The organism is Salipiger sp. ABN3_019 (assembly GCF_056158605.1).
This window is the reverse complement of the sequence record NZ_JBSWTP010000004.1, coordinates 39,509-54,885: the sequence shown is the minus strand read 5'-3', so window position 1 is coordinate 54,885 and position 15,377 is coordinate 39,509. Positions and strand designations below refer to the sequence as shown.

Genomic DNA, 15,377 nt, shown 5'->3' with positions numbered 1-15,377 from the left:
GTTCAGATCTCCAGGCTGGCGCGGCGGCGCAGCAGGATCCACAGAAAGAACGGTCCGCCGACCACCGCCGTGATGATGCCGATTGGCAGTTCGCTGGGCGCGACGATACTGCGGCTGATCACATCGGCGATGAGCAGCAGGCTGGCGCCGAGCAGCGCAGAGTTGATCAGCAGGGCACGGTGTTCAGGGCCGGTGGCGAGCCGCAGCAGATGCGGCACGACGATGCCGACAAAGCCGATGCCCCCCGAAATCGCGGTGGCCGCGCCAACGGCGGCCGCGACGACGAGGATCGCCAAGGTTTTCAGCCGCTGCACCGGGATGCCCAGATGATGCGCCGCCGACTCGCCCAGGGCCAGCGCGTTCAATCCGCGCGCGAGGGCCGGGGCGGCGACGAGCGCCGTCAGCATCAAGGGCGCGGCATAAAGCGTCCTGCTCCACGAAGACCCGGCGAGCGAGCCGAGGCTCCAGAACGTCAGGTCGCGCAGCTGCTGGTCGTCGGCGATGTAGATCAGCAGTCCGGAGAAGGCCGCCGTCATCGCGGCAAGGGCAATCCCGCCAAGCAGCATGGTGGCCACCGAGGTGCGCCCGCCGCGCGTCGCGATAAGATACAGCACGCTGACCGAAAGCCAGCTGCCGGCAAAGGCCATCACCGGCACCAGCGCCGGGCCGAAGACCCCGGAAAGCCCCAGCGGCAAAAGCCCGCCCAGAACGATCGCCGAAATTGCGCCAAGCCCCGCTCCGGCGCTGACCCCGACAAGGCCAGGGTCGGCCAGCGGGTTGCGGAACAGCCCTTGCAGGACAGCCCCGGCCACGGCCAGCGACGCCCCCACCATCATGCCGGTCAGGAGCCGCGGCAGGCGGATGTCCCACAGGATGATCCGCGTGCGCGCCTCGATCTCGCGCCCAGCCAGAAGATCGCCGATTGCGGCAGGCAGCGACACGCCCGAAGCGCCCACGGCAAGGCTTGCCCAAGCGGTCGCCAGCAGCAGCGCCACCAGCACCCAACTTGTCGAGCGCGCCAGTTTGCGCCGATCACCTGCCGCATGGGCCTCGGGGTGGATCGCAACCATCTCAGCCACCTGCCAGCGCGCGGGCCAATTCTACGACCGCCTCGGCGGTGCGCGGTCCGAAGCCGAGCATCTTCATCCCATCCATGCGCAACACCGAGTGGCTCTCGCCTGCGGGCGTCGAGAGGATGGCGGGCTGCGCAAACAGGTCTTCGTCGCTGACGCCCATGTCGCCGCCCCGCGCCATCATCAGGATCACGTCAGGAGCGGCGGCAATGATGGCCTCGTCGGACAGCGGCTTGTAACCCTCGAAGTCGGTGACGGCATTCACCCCGCCAGCAAGGCGAATGATCCCGTCCGCGGCGGTGTCGGTGCCGCCCGCCATGATGCGCCCGCCCTGCATCGACAGCACGAAGAGCACCCGGCGCGGCGCGCCAGCCGCTTCCTTGGCTGCGATCTCTGCCGCCTCATCCAGATCGGCGGCCACATCGGCAGCCAGAGCCTCGCCCTTCTCGGGCACGCCCAGAACCTCGGCGACGTGGTAAATCTTGGTCAGCACGGCCTCGCGGTCATAGCCTTCGGGGATTTCCGCGAACTCGATGCTGGCGGCTTCGAGCAATTCGACGGCTTCGGGCGGGCCCGCGCCTTCCTCGGTGAGGATGAGCGAGGGGTTCACCGACAGCACACCCTCTGGCGACAGGCGCCGGATGTAGCCGATGTCGGGCAGTTGCGTCACCTCGGCGGGGAAATTCGACGTGGTGTCGCGGGCCACCAAACGGTCCTGCTCGCCAAGGGCGTAGACGATCTCGGTCACCGCGCCGCCGATCGAGACGATGCGCTGCGGCTCCTGGGCCTGCAACGCACTGGCCATCAGCAGGGGCAGCGCCAGCACGGCCCAAGCAGCACCGGCAAAAAGGGCCGCTCGAAGGCGAGAGAGCGCGGCGCTCACGACATCACCTCTGCGGGCGCGGCTTCGGGCAGGGCGGCGGCGATGGCCTCGAACTCTGCCGCTCGGTCCTGAGGTTTACGCACGCCGAAGATCTGCAGAATGATCCTGCCCTCGGCATCGAAGGCTTCGATCGACACCGCCATGCCGCGGCGCGTCGGCTTGTGAACTTCCCAGACCTCGGCGACATGATCGCTGCGCAGATGCATGTCAAAGCCCGGGTCCAGCACGTTCAGCCACGGCCCCATCATCTTGATATTGGTGACCGGACCAGAGTGAATCTGGATACAGCCCTGATTGCCGACGAAGATCATGACCGGCACCTGTTTCGCCGAAAGCTCGGTGAACAGGGCCTCAAGGCTTTGCGGTGCCACAGGGCGGACGTAGGGAGCTCCGGCAATGCGATACGCGCCGAGCCGGTTCATCTTCATGCGGCTGACCATCATCAGGAACTGGTGTGTGTCGGTCAGCTTGTCCCAGTTCGCACGCAATTCGTCTGCGCGGTCGGGCCGGGACTTCGCGGGCTCCGGTGCCTCGCGCGGTTCGGTCTGCAGCGTGTCGTCCTGCGTCTCGAGCGCGAGATCGGCCACCACCGCCTCCCATGCGCCGTGGTCCGAGCTGTCGCGCATGTGGATCTTATGGACCGCATCGCCTGCGGCATCGAACACCAGCAGCGCCCGGCGGAGCCCTTTGTCTGTCTGGTGGTCAAGCGCAAAGCCATGCGCCCAGTGGCGCGGGAAGATGCGCAGATCGATCTCTTCGTTGAGCACCATCGAGGCGTGCTCACCGGAGTGGTAATTGGCGTAGCGACCGACCTTTTCATGCACGCACGAAGGGGTCCTTGTCAGTGCCATGACCTCGCCCAGCCGTTCAGCAGCGGTCATCAGCTTGTCGGGATCGGCAGTAATCCGGGTGACGCCATGGCCGACATGCGCAGCCATCAGTTGCGCTTCGCTGATGCCCAGCTGCTCGGCCAGATCACGCTCGCGCAGATTGGATTTTTCGAGACGCGCGGTGCGGATGTCCTGCGCGGATAGCGGCGAGTTCTGAGCCATGTAGTCACTCCTGGCCATGGGTGGACGCGGTGTCTGGCTCGCACCCGCAGGTGCATTGGCTGGAGCAAGGATAAGCAAATATTCTTGATGTATCTACTCAGGTAAACGTGAGGGCGCAAGATGCGCGTCGATGTCCCCTAAGGGAAGCCAGAGAATGCCGTATTGAGAGGCGGCAGCAGGACAGGATCAAATTCCTGACTTAATCACTTGACTTTTAGTTCTGGCCTGGCCTAACCCTCTGAAAGCGCCAGCTGACAGCGTTCAGGACGACAGTTCCGAATGTATGTGCAAGCGAGATCCCCAAAACCAAGAACCCCGAGCGGCCAGCCCAGCTGATGCCGTTCGATAACGAGTGTGCCGACGCGTCGCGACGGGCGAGGGCCAGAGTGCGCCCATGCGTCGGCGAAGGGACCAGAACGGATGACGATGAGACTTGCTGCAACTTACCGATGCGCAACCGCAATTGCGCTGGCGATGGCCGTAACCGGAACGAGCGCCGTGGCGCAGGAGACGGAAGAGGGCGACGATCTGTACCTCGGGCGCATCGTCGTCGGCTATTCCGCAGACGGCACGCCGACCTACGCCGGGGAAAACACCTCGCACCTCGAGGGCAATGCGGTGACCGCGCAGGGCGGCACGGCGACGGTGGATGATGTGATCCGCCAAACGCCCGGCGCGTCGACGCGCCTGAACCCGGGCCAGCCCGGTGTTGCCGTCTCGATCCGCGGGCTGCAGGGGCAGGGCCGGGTCGCGATGACCGTCGAGGGGGTGCCGCAGAACTTCCGCTTCAACGGGCACGCCTCGGAGGGCTACGCGAATTTTGAACCGCTGTTCCTGCAGGGCATCGACATCACCCGCGGCGCGGTGGTGACCGCGGGCGGCAGTGGCTCCGCCGGTGCGGCGAATTTCCGGCTGATCGACGCAGAGGACATCGTTGACGGTCAGGGCGCCGGTGGCCGCGTCAAGCTGAGCTATGGCGACAATGGTGACGACTTCGGGCGCATGGGGGCCGCTGCCTATGTGGGCGAGCGGGGCTCGGTGCTGGCGGCCTATGCACGGGCCACCGCCGATGCTTTTGAGGATGGCGCAGGCAACACGGTGGACAATACCGACAAGGATCGCGACAGCTATATGCTACGCGGCCGTTACGCGCTGACCGAGACCCAGAGCCTCGAGCTTCTGGCGACCCGAATGAACGCCGATTATGCCTCCAACTCCTATTATCAGGAGATGACGACCGACCTCTACAAGCTGGGCTACACGCTCGACTACAGCCCGGCGGTCAACCTGACCGCGAACCTGTATCGCTCGGTCACCGACAATGAATACACCGGCTCGATCGACGGCACCGGCTCTTACGTCGGACGTCAGATGCAGACCATCACCACCGGGCTCGACGTCACCAATGTCAGCGAGCTTGCGCTGGGGGGCTGGATGCTCACCTCGACCAATGGCTTCGAGTATTACGAAGACGTTCTGGGCGGCGCGGAAGGGGGGGCGAACCCAACCTACGGCGAAGCGAAGAACCTTGGCGTCTACTCCGAGAACACCTTCTCGAACGGTCCGTGGGAAGTCACCGCCGCGCTGCGCTACAGCGACTACAGCCTGAAGGGTCGCCTCGACAACGAACTGGAGTCGGGCGATGTGGATATCGACGAGACGTCTTTCGATCCGAAGCTGACGCTGGCCTATCAGGTCAACGACTGGCTGCAGCCCTATGTCTCCATCTCGCGGAGCAGCCGGGCGCCGTCGTTGCAAGAGACCCTGCAGGAAAGCTTCCACGGCTACGGCTTCTTCAACCTCTATCTCGGGCCGAACCCCGATCTCGAGACCGAAACCTCTGAGGGCGGCGAAATCGGGGTCAATCTCGCGCGCAATGATCTGCTGACCGCCGGCGATCGCCTCACTGCGCGCGTCGCTTACTACAAGATGAACGTCGAAGACTACGTCGCCTACGTCACGGAGGACGCATATACTTCTGTTGGGGCGACGACGCTTGCCTATTACGACAATATTGACGGCACGACGGTCACGCAGGGTCTCGAACTCGAGGCCGCTTACGACTCCGAACTGTGGTCGGGTGCGCTCTCCTACACCAATTCGGACTCGACGCCGCCGTCGGGCTATGAGGGCTACGAGCTGCAACCGCCCGAAACCTTCTCGACCACGCTGGCACGTCACTTCATGAATGGCGAACTGACCACCGGCGCGACCTACAGCTATACGGCCGCCGGGGTGTCGATCGACAGCGAAGAGAAAAGCGATGCCTACGGGCTGTGGGATATCTTCGCGAGCTATGAGCCCACCGACAATCTGCTGATCACCGCCAAGGTGGCGAATGTCGGAGACGAGGAATATCTGCCCTACGCCGCCACCGCCAATGGCCCCGGGCGCACATATTATCTGGGGCTCCAGCTGACTTTCTGAGCTAGGCCGAGCAGTAGTCAGGTCCCCTTGGCGGCGGAAGGCACGCCGCAGCCGGGGGGATAACGGCCAGCAAGAGACCCAATGCCCCAACCCTCGGGGCGCAAAGGGTCCATGGCCAAGACCGGCAGGGACGTAAGCAAAAGAGCAAGGGAGCCAGCCCTTGCGTTCGGGGAGGAAGCGATCCGGGTATCCCGGGTCGCTTCTTCGCTTTTATGTGCGATAGCCGCCCGACCCAACGTCCCAAAGTCAGCTTCAACGGCAACGGACGATAGGTGCTATGCCTTCGCCGGGTACGCCCTCGCCGCGCATCCAGGATGCCTGACAGGGATCACTGCGACCGGACCACCGGTCTTGGCATGGACTTGAAAAGCCGTATCGGCAAGCAGTGCGTCTCGGAACCGCTGGATGTTGATCACCTCAAAATACATATTTCAGCGTTCTCCGCCCATGAGCTTTCAAGTGCCTCATCGATCCGCCTCGCTATGCATATTCCTGTCCGGAAACTAGCCCCAGTTTCTCGGGCGGGTGCGGTCCAGCTCTTCGGTGATCGGGATGAACTCCTGCTCGTCGCCGGGCGGCAGGCGGAAGGGACCGTTCGCCCAGTCGGCGGCCTTCCAGTCCTCCTTGGCCTGTTCGATCCGGTCCTTTGACGACGAGACGAAGTTCCACCAGATATACCTTGGCCCGCTCATGGTCGCGCCGCCGAGCGCCATTAGGCGGGCGCCTTGGGGACCGGCTTTGACCGAAATTCGGTCGCCGGGGCGGAACACCATCATGCGCCCGGCCTCGAAGATGTCGCCCGCGACCTCGATCGCGCCTTCGGTGACGTAGATGCCGCGGTCTTCCTGATCGTCAGGCAAGGGGAACCCGGCGCCCGGCTGCAGCACGACGTCGAGGTAGAAGGTTTCGGACGGCATGGTCACCGGGCTGCTCTCGCCATAGGCGGCGCCGAGGATGAGCCGGGCTTCGCTGCCACCGTCAGAGATCACAGGGAGCGCCTCCTTGCCGTGGTGCTCGAAGCCGGGCTCGCTTTCCTCGAGGTGTTCGGGCAGGGCGATCCAGGTCTGGATGCCGAAAAGGCTGTGGCGGGTGCCGCGGGTCTTTTCGCTGGTGCGCTCCGAATGGGTCACGCCGCGGCCCGCGGTCATCCAGTTGACCTCGCCGGGGTAGATCATCTGGTGGCTGCCGATGCTGTCGCGGTGTTCGAACTCGCCCTGATAGAGGTAGGTGACCGTGCCGAGCCCGATATGCGGGTGCGGGCGCACGTCGATGCCGCCCTCGGTGATGAACTCGGCGGGACCCATCTGGTCAAAGAAGATGAACGGTCCGACCATCTGCCGCTTCGGTGAAGGCAGGGCGCGGCGGACGTCGAAGCCGCCGATGTCGCGGGCGCGGGGGATGATCAACGTCTCGAGTGCGCCGCAGCCAAAGTTCGGGCATTCGGGGCTATGGGTGGGGTTCCAGCTCATCTCGGGTCTCCTCTGGGGGGGCGGCGTTACCGCCTCTGTCCTGTGTTTCCTCCTGGCACGGGCGATGCCTCGCCCGCATGACTTTACCGCAACTGCCCCGTGTTCGGAGACGCCGCGACCGGCAGGGTCACCACTGGATGACGTCGGCGGTCTCGTCGCGGTGGCGCATCGCGTAGCCGCGCACGAAGGGGCAGAGCGGCACGATGCGCTGGCCCTTGCCGCGTGCGTCCTCGAGAAGGCGTAGCACCAGTTCCTTGGCGATCCCCATGCCCCGCATGCTCTCGGGCACTGCGGTGTGGTCAGCAATGATGAGGGTTGGCGAGACCTTGGAGATGGTCAACTCGCCTTCGCCCGCGACACCCTCCACCGTGGCGACATAGCGTGCCTTGCTGTCGGTTTCGCTGTAACTGATGATCGGGTCGGTCATTCTGCTGTCTCCTGATTGGGGCTGGGTGGCACCGGACCGGCGCCGTGACGGGAGTGTCCGGGGCGATACGGCGGGAGAAGTCTCCGGCGCCCGGGGAGCGCGCCGGGGCGGGTCAGGTGGTGAGCAGCTCGGCGAGGGCCGCGATCTCGCCCTGCCGGACCTCGTGGCCGCCGTCTTGGATCTCGGTCCGGACGTCGGCGCCACTGTCTGAAAGCCACATCAGCAGCCCTTCGGTGAGCGGCAACGGGCAGATCGGATCGCGGCGCCCGGCGGTGACCAGCACGGGCCGCCCGCCAAGATCGACTGGTGCAGGTTCCCACGGGATCAGCGGGTGCAGCAGGCCGATCCTGTCGAAGAGTTCGGGATGCGCCATCACCACCGAGGCAAGAATATTGGCACCGTTGGAATAGCCGAAGCCATAGGCCGGAGCGCCCGGATTGGCGGCTTTGTGCGCGGCGATGAAGGCCGCCATCCGTTCGGTTCGCAGCGCGAGGTCGTCCATGTCATAGACGCCTTCGCCGGTGCGTCGGAAGAAGCGCGCGGCGCCGCCTTCCGAGACGTCTCCCCGGGGCGAGACGATGCCCGCGTCGGGGCGGATCTGCCGGACCAGCTCGAAGAACTGGTTCTCGTCTCCGCCAGTGCCATGAAAGGCGAAGATCAGCGGGGCACCCGGATCGGGGGCACGGGTGCGGGCGTAGTAGCTCAGGGTCTGGGTCATGGCGATCAGGCTCCGATTGCGGGCAGAAGCCCTTCGATCTGGCCGCGGTACGGCTCGTATCGGGTCGGCAGCTTCAGCGCCTGCCCGAGGTTCGCGGTGTCCTCGTCCCGGTCGAAGCCGGGCTCGTTGGTGGCGATCTCGAAGAGCACGCCGCCGGGGGTGCGGAAGTAGATCGCCCAGAAATAGTCGCGGTCGATCACCGGGGTGACCTGATAGCCGGTGTCGAGCAGTGCCTCGCGCACCCGCAGCTGTGCCGCGCGGTCCTCGACTGCAAAAGCGATGTGATGCACTGATCCCGCGCCCTGCGCGGCGGTCTGCCCGCCGGGCACGGCCTCGAGGTCGATGGTGTCGGCAGCATTGCCGCCATCGATGCGGTAGCGGGTGACGGTGCCGTCGGTCTCGTCCTTCTGGTAGCCCATGAAGGTCAGCAGCTCGGCGGTGGCGGCGCTATCGCGCAGCCGCATCCGGGCGCCGTGAAAACCGAGGATGCCGGCCTCTTCCGGCACGCCGGCGCCGGTCCAGGCGGCGCGGCCGCGATCAGGGCTTTCCACCAGCGCGAAGCCGTCGCCATCGGGGCCGGCAAACTCCAGCCGGGTCTCGCCGAGGAAGCTGCTTTCGGTCAGCTCGGTTGCGCCCTTGGCGGCGAGCCGGTCCTGCCAGTAGCCAAACGCGCCCTCGGGCACGGCGAACTCGGTCACGCCGACTTCGCCGGTGCCGCGGCGGCCACAGGGCATCTGGCCGAAGGGGAAATAGGTCATCACCGAGCCGGGGGTGCCGATCTCGTCGCCGTAGTAGAGGTGGTAGACCTCGGGCGCGTCGAAGTTGACGGTCTTCTTGACCCGGCGCAGGCCGAGCGTGTCGGTGAAGAAGCGGTTGTTCTCGGCCGCGTCCGCCGCCATCGAGGTGACGTGGTGCAGCCCTTTGATGTCCGTGATCATCTCGATCTCCATCAGGTGTGTGTCTGTTGCATCCAAGATAGGGGCTACGATAATTTTCAAGAATAGAAACTAACTGGCATTTACCATTGCGATGGATCGCAACAATCTGACGTGATGCAGACCATCAAGCCGATCCGCGTGTTTCTTGAAGTCGTCGAGCAGGGCAGTTTTGCCGGGGCCGCCCGCAGCCTGCGGATGACCCCGGCATCGATCACCAGGATCATTGCCCAGCTCGAGGAGGACCTCGGCCAGCAATTGCTGCTGCGCACGACGCGGCAGGTCTCGCTCACCGGGGCAGGGGCGATGGTCGCGGCGCGCTACCGCCCGGTGCTCGAAGAGTTCGACAGGGTGACAGAGGAGGTCACGCGCACCACGAGACCCGACCGGGGGCGGTTGGCGATCAATGCGCCGATGTCGTTTGGCATGCGGTTGATGCCAGGCCTGGTGGCGAGCTTCCGGCTGGCCTATCCGCATATCGCGCTCGACGTGCATTTGACCGATGTACTGGTGGACATCCTCGAGGCTGATTGCGATCTCGCGATCCGCATCTCGGACCCGCCGGCGGACAAGTCGACGATCTGGCGGCGGATCTGTCACGTGCCCCGGCAGGTGGTCGCCGCGCCCTCGCTGTTTGATCGCATCCCGCGCCCGAAGGCCCCCGAAGAGCTGCTGCCCGAACACTGCCTGTCCTACGGCCATGGGGGCGTTGCTGAGACCTGGACGTTTACCCGTGGCGGCCAGCGTCGGACGCTGCGCGCTGGGACCGATGTCATGTCGAACAACGGCGAGTTCCTCTATGAGATGGCGCTCTCGGGAAACGGCATCGTCAACCTGCCAGACTTTCTGGTCCGGGACGGGCTGGCTTCCGGCGCTCTTGAGGTGGTGCTGCCTGAGTGGCAACTGCCGCCACTCAACCTCATGCTCTACTATCCGCCCTATGAGAAACTTCCGCCGCTGGTCGGAACTTTCACCGATTTCTTCGAAGCCTACATCCGCGACATCGACAGCTTTAGATTCTAACTTGTATGCGCCGCCGATTATGATGCGAGCTTGGACATACGCACCCTAGGAAACAACGTAATCGGCCGGTAAGGACCGCAGATTAGGCGACGGCCTTTGCCCCCTGATCCAGCGGCACCCAGTTCCACGGCAGCAGCTCGTCGAGGCGGTTGATCTTGTGGTCGCCGATGCGGACCAGGATGTCTGCCAGAAAGGCTTCGGGGGCGTGGCCGCTGAGCTTTGCGCTCTCGAAGATCGTCATTGCCTCCGCGAGGATCTCGCCGCCAGCATCAGCCCCGGCTAGAACGCGAAGCCTTGGAAGACCATCGCGGCTGGAGCGCTCGCCGTTGCCCTCAGACCAACGGCGGACAAAGGCTCGCTGCGCAACGAGTCCCTGCGCTTCTCTAAATACCTCGGCCGCGCCCTGTGGCGAGGATGGAGTGGATACCACCGGCGGAGTCGCGTCGAGACGACTCAGTGATGAAAATTTTTCACTTGTCATGAAAATATGTTAAGACTGTAGGCATGAGAAAGATCACAGCAAAAGACGTCGCGAGGGAAGCCGGCGTTTCCGTGTCCGCGGTGTCTCGGGCGTATCGGGGCACTGCCCCGATATCCGAGGACAAGCGCAAGGCAATCTTCGCGGCCGCCACGCGACTGGGCTATGTCAGCAAGGTCGATCAGGTGCTCGCGACGCAGGCGACCAATACGATCGCCATGGTCGTGAGCGAGATGCAGAATCCGTTCTACCCGATTGCCGTAGACGAGATGACGCGGCTCTTGCCGGAACGCGGGCTGAAAGCGATCGTGCATGTGGTGCCCTCGGCTGAGGATGTAGACACTGCCATTCGGCAGGTTCTCGACTTCCGCACGGAGGGCGTCATCCTGGCCAATTCGACCCTGACGTCTGGGCTCGCGCGAGCCTGCCGGCAAAATGGCATTCCGGCGGTACTGCTGAACCGCGTGCAGACGGACAGTCGGATGATGGCGGTCTGCTGCGACAATTATGGAGGTGCGCAGAGGGTTGCAGAGAGGTTCCTCGATGCGGGGCGAAAGCGCATTGCCTTCATGGGAGGGCGGCGGGACACGTCCACGCATCTCGAGCGAATGCGCGGTTTCCGCGACCGGTTGGAGGACGCGGGACGTGTCTTCGCGCAGCAGTTCGACGGAGGGTTCGACTACCGCCGCGCCTATGCTGCGGCGCAGGAAATGCTGGCACAGCGGCCGCTGCCAGATGCCGTCTTCTGTGCCAATGACATCATGGCCATCGCGGTGCTGGACGCTGCACGGATCGCCGGCGTTTGCGTCCCCGATGATCTGGCGGTGGTGGGCTTCGACGATATCCCGATGGCCGCTTGGGAATCCTACCGTCTGACCACGGTGCGTCAGCCTTTGCGCCGGATGCTCGATCAGGCAGTGGACATCATTCTCGCCTCAGATGGGTCGGAAGAGATTGGTGATATCCGAATCCTTTCCGGCGAGATGCAGGTACGTGAAAGTGGATAGTGAAATAATTTCATAACTGATGGCAAGAGTTGCACGCCTCTGGCGTTCTGTGGCTAATCCCTTCCCAGCACCCGTTCGTGGGTGACTCAGAATTCTTTGGGAGGAGAATCCATGAAATTCCGTTGCCTGGCGGCGACGGCGATCCTTTCGCTGTCTGCCATCACCACCACTGCGCCCGCCTGGGCCGAAACCCGTCTCGCCTTCGGGGCAACCAACTCGCAGAGCGCGCATTACGCCTATTTCGCGTCGCTGGCGCAGATCGTGAACGCCAGCTTTCCTGACGCCTACCAGGCCTCGGTGGTCGAAACCGGCGCGACGGTCGACAATCTCAAGCGCATGGCTCGCTCGCAGCTCGACATCGGCCTGATCACCACCTCGACGCTCTACCAGGCCTATAATGGCGTGAAGTCCTTCGACGGGCGACCGGTCGAGTCGAAACTGCTCTGGGCCTATTCGCTGGCGCCGCAGAACGTCGTTGTCCGCCGCGATTCCGGCATCACCGACCTTGCCGGGCTCGAAGGGCAGAAGTTCGGCCCGGGCATGCGCGGCTCCTCGACCGAGGCGACCTCGCAGGAGGTGTTCGACCTCTTGGGTATCACCCCGGACTGGGTCCGCGGCACCAATGGCGAACAGGCCAATGCCATCAAGGACGACCGTTCGGAGGGCTTCGTGAAAAGCGCGGTCGGCACCAGCTTTGACGCGCTGACTACCGATATCGCTGCCTTCACCCCGCTGCAGGTACTCGGGATCGACGACGCGCAGGAAGCCGAGATCCGCGAGACGCTGCCGGAACTCTCGATCGTCGAGATGCCGGGCGGCGAGATGGAAAACTCCGGGCCCTACACGGCCTGGGGGTTCATGATCGGCGTTTCCGCTCGACCCGACATGGACGAGCAGACCGCTTATGACATCACCAAGGCGGTGATGGAGAACATGGACGAGCAGGGCGCGGCCTTCCCGGCGGTCAAGGGGCTGAACCTGCCGGAGCTGACGCTGCAATATGCCACCAGCCCGCTGCATCCCGGCGCGATCCGCTTCTACGAGGAAATCGGCCTGACCGTGCCCGAGCGCCTGAAGTAAGGGCTCGCCCGAGGCAACCATCTGTCCTGTGACCGGTGCAGCTTCAGGCTGCCCGGTCCATCCCCTCATTCCGCGAAGGTGCCGCGATGACCGTTCCCTCCGACGCTCCCCCGTTTCCGACCAGGCTGCGACAAACGGCGATTGCCGTGCTTGCCGTCCTTCTCGGTGCGTTCGTCTTCTACACATCGTTCAACGGACCGTTTGAGTCTCTGGTCCAGCGGGCGCTCTTCGTCATGACGATCAGTGCGCTGGCCGTGCTGATGCATCCGCTCTTTGAGGGCAGCCGCTGGCGCCCGCTCGGCATGCTCATCGACGCCGCGATTGTCGCCGTGGTGACGGTTTCGGGGTGCTACATCATCGGCAACTACCAGAACATCATGACCGATCTGCCCTGGGCCAACGGCTGGGACATGCTGATGGGCTTCGGCACCTTGCTCTGCGTCCTGGAGCTGGCGCGGCGCACCTCCAACTGGGTGTTTCCGCTGATCGTGCTCATCTCTGTCGGCTATGCGTTCTTCGGCTATCTCATCCCCGGGCAGTTCGGGCACCGCGGCTTCGATACCGGCTATCTGACCGAGATCATTTTCCTGTCGGACCGCGGCCTCTGGGGCATGCTGGTCAACGTGGCCTCGACAACGCTGGCAGCCTTCGTGCTCTTCGGGGCGATCCTGCTGCACACCGGTGCGGGCGAGACGTTTTTCGACCTCTCCGCACGGCTCGGCGGCTCGCGACCGGGCGGCGCGGCGAAGATCGCGACCTTTGCTTCGGGCTTCTTCGGCGCCATCAATGGATCGACCGTGGCCAATGTTGCGACGACGGGCAACTTCACCATCCCCCTGATGAAGCGCCTGAAATACCCGCCTGCCTATGCAGGGGCGGTGGAGGCGATCGCATCCACCGGCGGCCAGCTTGCGCCGCCGATCATGGGCACCGCCGCCTTCGTCATGGCCGAGCTCGTCGGCCTGAACTACTGGTCGATCGCGCTTGCGGGCGTGGTACCGGCGCTGCTCTTCTATCTCGGCATTTACAGCACTGTGCACGTCATCGCGCTGCGCCAGGGGTTCCGGCCGGTCACCGACGACACGCTTCCGGACTGGCGCGGTGCCATGAGCTTCGCGCGGCTAGCACCGATCGTCGCCGGCCTGCTCGGCCTGTCCTTCGGGGTGATCAACGGAAACTCCGTCGAGCTGACCGCCTGCTACGGCATGATCGCCATGCTGATCGCGGTGCTCGTGGCACGCGTCAGCAAGGGCGAGGACCCGCGTGCCGTGCTCGGCATCATCCTTCGCGCCCTGGAGGCCGGCGGCAAGGGCGTGGTCATCGTGGGCATCCTTCTGGTCGGCGCGCAGGTCTTCGTCGCGATGATCAACCTCACTGGCTTCGGTGTCGCGGTGACGGCGGCGGTGCTGAGCATCGGGCAGGGGCAGCTCTGGCTGATTGCCGGCCTGATGGCGGTGGTCTGCCTGATCGCGGGCATGGGGCTTCCGACCTCTGCTGCCTACGTGATGGTCGCCGCGGTGTTTGCGCCGGCGCTGATCCAGCAGGGGATCGACCCGCTGGTCGTGCATATGTTCGTCCTCTACTACGCGGCGCTGTCGGTGATCACCCCGCCGGTCTGCCTTGGCGTCTTCGTCGCCGCCACCATCGCGCAGGCGCCATGGGTGAAGGTCGCCGGCCAGACGCTGCGGCTCGGCGCCACCGCCTATGCCTTGCCGATGCTGTTCATCGCCTATCCCGGCATGCTGGGCGGCGGCGGCGCCGAGGGCATTGCCCGCGCCGTGATCTCGGGTGCAGTCTTCGTCCTGTCGACGGCGCATCTTCTGGGCGGGGCCCGGCTTCCCTGGGGCGCAGCGTCACGCCTGTTCTGGGTGCTGCCGGCGATCCTCGCGCTGATGTCGCCCTGGTGGGCCACACTGGGTGGCGCACTGCTCTTTGGCGCGCTGGTCCTGAGTTCGCGCAAGATCACCCCGTCGCATGAGGCCAGCGAAACGCAACCTGCGTGACCGCGGCAAAAGGAGTTCAGACCATGACGACCAATGCAGATTTCAAGGCCCGCCTGACCGCGCGTGAGCCGCTTGTGGGGGCTTTCATAAAGACGCCGCATCCGATCATCATCGAAGTCATGGCGCGTGCGGGCTTCGACTTCCTCGTCGTCGACGCCGAACATGCGCCCTTCGATCGGGGCAGCACCGACACGATGGTGATGGCCGGCCGGGCTCTCGGATGTCCGATCGTCGTGCGCGTGCCGGTGGCGACACCCGATTGGGTGCTCAGCGTGCTCGACGCCGGGGCGGCGGGCGTGATGGTGCCGCATGTGGAAACCGTCCATCAGGCGGAGGCGCTGGCGAAGTCGGTGGCCTACGGTCCGGGTGGGCGCGGTTTTGCCGGCACCACTCGCGCTGCGGAATATGCCGGGCGGCCGTTGGCCGAGCATCTCGGCAAGGCCCGGAACGAGCTCGCCCTGATCTGCCAGATCGAGGATCCGGACGGCGTGGTCAACCACGCCGGCATTGCCGCAGTCGAGGGGGTGGATGCCCTGTTCATCGGTCGGGCCGACCTGGCGGTTTCGCACGGGCTGGACAATTTCTTTGCCCCGGAGGTCGCCGAGATGACCCGAAAGATCCTCGCGGTCGAGGGTGCGGCCACGGGGCTTTACTGCGCCCCCAGCGAAGATCTGGAGGGCCACCGAAACGCAGGCGGCTCGTTATTTGTCGTGGGCTCCGAGCACACCCTCATGCAGGGCGGCGGCGCCGCGCTGACCAGCGCCTTCCGGCAGAGCTTCGCGCCCTGACCGTGCTGGCTCTG

13 protein-coding genes and 1 pseudogene are annotated in these 15,377 nt (G+C 64.8%); 6 read left to right on the top strand and 8 right to left on the bottom strand.

Going from position 1 to position 15,377, the window contains the following annotated elements:
* Positions 1-2: 2 nt before the first annotated feature.
* From ACXAD2_RS04190 to ACXAD2_RS04180, 3 genes are all read right to left on the bottom strand, one after another.
* Positions 3-1,070: a FecCD family ABC transporter permease gene (locus ACXAD2_RS04190; protein ID WP_475167273.1), complete on the bottom strand. Its 1,068-nt coding sequence runs from the start codon at positions 1,068-1,070 to the stop codon at positions 3-5.
* A 1-nt stretch (position 1,071) separates the two neighbouring features.
* Positions 1,072-1,878: a heme/hemin ABC transporter substrate-binding protein gene (locus tag ACXAD2_RS04185; RefSeq protein ID WP_475168184.1), complete on the bottom strand. Its 807-nt coding sequence runs from the start codon at positions 1,876-1,878 to the stop codon at positions 1,072-1,074.
* A gap of 74 nt (positions 1,879-1,952) precedes the next feature.
* Positions 1,953-3,008 (bottom strand): hemin-degrading factor, encoded by a 1,056-nt coding sequence (locus ACXAD2_RS04180; protein ID WP_475167271.1) that lies wholly within the window; start codon positions 3,006-3,008, stop codon positions 1,953-1,955.
* A gap of 420 nt (positions 3,009-3,428) precedes the next feature.
* Between ACXAD2_RS04180 and ACXAD2_RS04175 the strand changes: the two genes are divergently transcribed.
* Positions 3,429-5,435 (top strand): TonB-dependent receptor domain-containing protein, encoded by a 2,007-nt coding sequence (locus ACXAD2_RS04175; RefSeq protein ID WP_475167269.1) that lies wholly within the window; start codon positions 3,429-3,431, stop codon positions 5,433-5,435.
* 503 nt (positions 5,436-5,938) lie between these two features.
* Here the strand turns inward: ACXAD2_RS04175 and ACXAD2_RS04170 are convergent.
* The 4 genes from ACXAD2_RS04170 to ACXAD2_RS04155 form a co-directional block, all read right to left on the bottom strand.
* Positions 5,939-6,904 (bottom strand): pirin family protein, encoded by a 966-nt coding sequence (locus ACXAD2_RS04170; protein WP_475167267.1) that lies wholly within the window; start codon positions 6,902-6,904, stop codon positions 5,939-5,941.
* Positions 6,905-7,031: 127 nt separating this feature from the next.
* Positions 7,032-7,331, bottom strand: a complete 300-nt coding sequence (locus ACXAD2_RS04165; RefSeq protein WP_475167264.1) for a GNAT family N-acetyltransferase — start codon at positions 7,329-7,331, stop codon at positions 7,032-7,034.
* 112 nt (positions 7,332-7,443) lie between these two features.
* Positions 7,444-8,049 carry an alpha/beta hydrolase gene (locus ACXAD2_RS04160; RefSeq protein WP_475167260.1) on the bottom strand — a complete coding sequence of 202 codons (606 nt, stop codon included), beginning with the start codon at positions 8,047-8,049 and terminating at the stop codon, positions 7,444-7,446.
* A gap of 5 nt (positions 8,050-8,054) precedes the next feature.
* Positions 8,055-8,987, bottom strand: a complete 933-nt coding sequence (locus ACXAD2_RS04155) for a VOC family protein (protein WP_475167257.1) — start codon at positions 8,985-8,987, stop codon at positions 8,055-8,057.
* Between the two features lie 114 nt (positions 8,988-9,101).
* Here ACXAD2_RS04155 and ACXAD2_RS04150 point away from each other — a divergent pair, with 114 nt between their 5' ends.
* Positions 9,102-10,007, top strand: a complete 906-nt coding sequence (locus ACXAD2_RS04150; protein ID WP_475167254.1) for a LysR family transcriptional regulator — start codon at positions 9,102-9,104, stop codon at positions 10,005-10,007.
* An 82-nt stretch (positions 10,008-10,089) separates the two neighbouring features.
* Here ACXAD2_RS04150 and ACXAD2_RS04145 read toward each other — a convergent pair.
* Positions 10,090-10,293, bottom strand: a pseudogene (locus ACXAD2_RS04145) (transposase domain-containing protein); the annotation flags it as partial.
* A gap of 218 nt (positions 10,294-10,511) precedes the next feature.
* Between ACXAD2_RS04145 and ACXAD2_RS04140 the strand changes: the two are divergent.
* From ACXAD2_RS04140 to ACXAD2_RS04125, 4 genes are all read left to right on the top strand, one after another.
* Positions 10,512-11,492, top strand: coding sequence for a LacI family DNA-binding transcriptional regulator (locus ACXAD2_RS04140; protein ID WP_475167250.1), 981 nt, complete (start codon positions 10,512-10,514; stop codon positions 11,490-11,492).
* A 111-nt stretch (positions 11,493-11,603) separates the two neighbouring features.
* Positions 11,604-12,572: a TAXI family TRAP transporter solute-binding subunit gene (locus ACXAD2_RS04135; RefSeq protein ID WP_475167244.1), complete on the top strand. Its 969-nt coding sequence runs from the start codon at positions 11,604-11,606 to the stop codon at positions 12,570-12,572.
* Positions 12,573-12,658: 86 nt separating this feature from the next.
* A complete protein-coding gene (locus ACXAD2_RS04130; protein ID WP_475167241.1) occupies positions 12,659-14,575 on the top strand; it encodes a TRAP transporter permease in 1,917 nt (638 codons plus the stop codon).
* 23 nt (positions 14,576-14,598) lie between these two features.
* Positions 14,599-15,363, top strand: a complete 765-nt coding sequence (locus ACXAD2_RS04125) for an HpcH/HpaI aldolase family protein (protein ID WP_475167239.1) — start codon at positions 14,599-14,601, stop codon at positions 15,361-15,363.
* The last annotated feature ends 14 nt before the right edge of the window (positions 15,364-15,377 follow it).

Excerpts from the sequence above, each read along its gene's own strand:
- ACXAD2_RS04185 (WP_475168184.1), bottom strand. The coding sequence starts at position 1,878 with ATGGCCAGTGCGTTGCAGGCCCAGGAGCCGCAGCGCATCGTCTCGATC.
- ACXAD2_RS04190 (WP_475167273.1), bottom strand. The coding sequence starts at position 1,070 with ATGGTTGCGATCCACCCCGAGGCCCATGCGGCAGGTGATCGGCGCAAA.
- ACXAD2_RS04155 (WP_475167257.1), bottom strand. The coding sequence starts at position 8,987 with ATGATCACGGACATCAAAGGGCTGCACCACGTCACCTCGATGGCGGCG.
- ACXAD2_RS04130 (WP_475167241.1), top strand. The coding sequence starts at position 12,659 with ATGACCGTTCCCTCCGACGCTCCCCCGTTTCCGACCAGGCTGCGACAA.
- ACXAD2_RS04170 (WP_475167267.1), bottom strand. The coding sequence starts at position 6,904 with ATGAGCTGGAACCCCACCCATAGCCCCGAATGCCCGAACTTTGGCTGC.
- ACXAD2_RS04160 (WP_475167260.1), bottom strand. The coding sequence starts at position 8,049 with ATGACCCAGACCCTGAGCTACTACGCCCGCACCCGTGCCCCCGATCCG.
- ACXAD2_RS04125 (WP_475167239.1), top strand. The coding sequence starts at position 14,599 with ATGACGACCAATGCAGATTTCAAGGCCCGCCTGACCGCGCGTGAGCCG.
- ACXAD2_RS04175 (WP_475167269.1), top strand. The coding sequence starts at position 3,429 with ATGACGATGAGACTTGCTGCAACTTACCGATGCGCAACCGCAATTGCG.
- ACXAD2_RS04150 (WP_475167254.1), top strand. The coding sequence starts at position 9,102 with ATGCAGACCATCAAGCCGATCCGCGTGTTTCTTGAAGTCGTCGAGCAG.
- ACXAD2_RS04180 (WP_475167271.1), bottom strand. The coding sequence starts at position 3,008 with ATGGCTCAGAACTCGCCGCTATCCGCGCAGGACATCCGCACCGCGCGT.
- ACXAD2_RS04140 (WP_475167250.1), top strand. The coding sequence starts at position 10,512 with ATGAGAAAGATCACAGCAAAAGACGTCGCGAGGGAAGCCGGCGTTTCC.
- ACXAD2_RS04165 (WP_475167264.1), bottom strand. The coding sequence starts at position 7,331 with ATGACCGACCCGATCATCAGTTACAGCGAAACCGACAGCAAGGCACGC.
- ACXAD2_RS04135 (WP_475167244.1), top strand. The coding sequence starts at position 11,604 with ATGAAATTCCGTTGCCTGGCGGCGACGGCGATCCTTTCGCTGTCTGCC.